This is a genomic window from Staphylococcus rostri (assembly GCF_002902145.1).
Classification (GTDB): Bacteria; Bacillota; Bacilli; order Staphylococcales; family Staphylococcaceae; genus Staphylococcus; species Staphylococcus rostri.
The window spans coordinates 1-1,572 of sequence record NZ_PPRF01000046.1 but is presented as its reverse complement, the minus strand read 5'-3'; the positions used below and the strand labels follow the sequence as shown (position 1 = coordinate 1,572).

At 51.8% G+C, this 1,572-nt stretch carries 1 rRNA gene; it reads left to right on the top strand.

Annotated features, from left to right (window positions below):
- A 16S ribosomal RNA gene (locus CD122_RS07465) occupies positions 1 to 1,547 on the top strand.
- Positions 1,548 to 1,572: the final 25 nt, after the last annotated feature.

Sequence of the window (1,572 nt, the reverse complement as noted above, 5' to 3'; positions counted from 1 at the left end):
TGGAGAGTTTGATCCTGGCTCAGGATGAACGCTGGCGGCGTGCCTAATACATGCAAGTCGAGCGAACAGACGAGGTGCTTGCACCTCTGACGTTAGCGGCGGACGGGTGAGTAACACGTGGGTAACCTACCTATAAGACTGGAATAACTCCGGGAAACCGGGGCTAATGCCGGATAACATATTGAACCGCATGGTTCAATAGTGAAAGACGGTCTTGCTGTCACTTATAGATGGACCCGCGCCGTATTAGCTAGTTGGTAAGGTAACGGCTTACCAAGGCGACGATACGTAGCCGACCTGAGAGGGTGATCGGCCACACTGGAACTGAGACACGGTCCAGACTCCTACGGGAGGCAGCAGTAGGGAATCTTCCGCAATGGGCGAAAGCCTGACGGAGCAACGCCGCGTGAGTGATGAAGGTCTTCGGATCGTAAAGCTCTGTTATTAGGGAAGAACAAACGTGTAAGTAACTGTGCACGTCTTGACGGTACCTAATCAGAAAGCCACGGCTAACTACGTGCCAGCAGCCGCGGTAATACGTAGGTGGCAAGCGTTATCCGGAATTATTGGGCGTAAAGCGCGCGTAGGCGGTTTTTTAAGTCTGATGTGAAAGCCCACGGCTCAACCGTGGAGGGTCATTGGAAACTGGAAAACTTGAGTGCAGAAGAGGAAAGTGGAATTCCATGTGTAGCGGTGAAATGCGCAGAGATATGGAGGAACACCAGTGGCGAAGGCGGCTTTCTGGTCTGCAACTGACGCTGATGTGCGAAAGCGTGGGGATCAAACAGGATTAGATACCCTGGTAGTCCACGCCGTAAACGATGAGTGCTAAGTGTTAGGGGGTTTCCGCCCCTTAGTGCTGCAGCTAACGCATTAAGCACTCCGCCTGGGGAGTACGGTCGCAAGACTGAAACTCAAAGGAATTGACGGGGACCCGCACAAGCGGTGGAGCATGTGGTTTAATTCGAAGCAACGCGAAGAACCTTACCAAATCTTGACATCCTTTGACCGCACTAGAGATAGTGTTTTCCTCTTCGGAGGACAAAGTGACAGGTGGTGCATGGTTGTCGTCAGCTCGTGTCGTGAGATGTTGGGTTAAGTCCCGCAACGAGCGCAACCCTTGAGCTTAGTTGCCATCATTAAGTTGGGCACTCTAAGCTGACTGCCGGTGACAAACCGGAGGAAGGTGGGGATGACGTCAAATCATCATGCCCCTTATGATTTGGGCTACACACGTGCTACAATGGACATTACAAAGGGCAGCAAAACCGCGAGGTCAAGCAAATCCCATAAAGATGTTCTCAGTTCGGATTGTAGTCTGCAACTCGACTACATGAAGCTGGAATCGCTAGTAATCGTAGATCAGCATGCTACGGTGAATACGTTCCCGGGTCTTGTACACACCGCCCGTCACACCACGAGAGTTTGTAACACCCGAAGCCGGTGGAGTAACCATTTGGAGCTAGCCGTCGAAGGTGGGACAAATGATTGGGGTGAAGTCGTAACAAGGTAGCCGTATCGGAAGGTGCGGCTGGATCACCTCCTTTCTAAGGATAATAACGGAATATCACC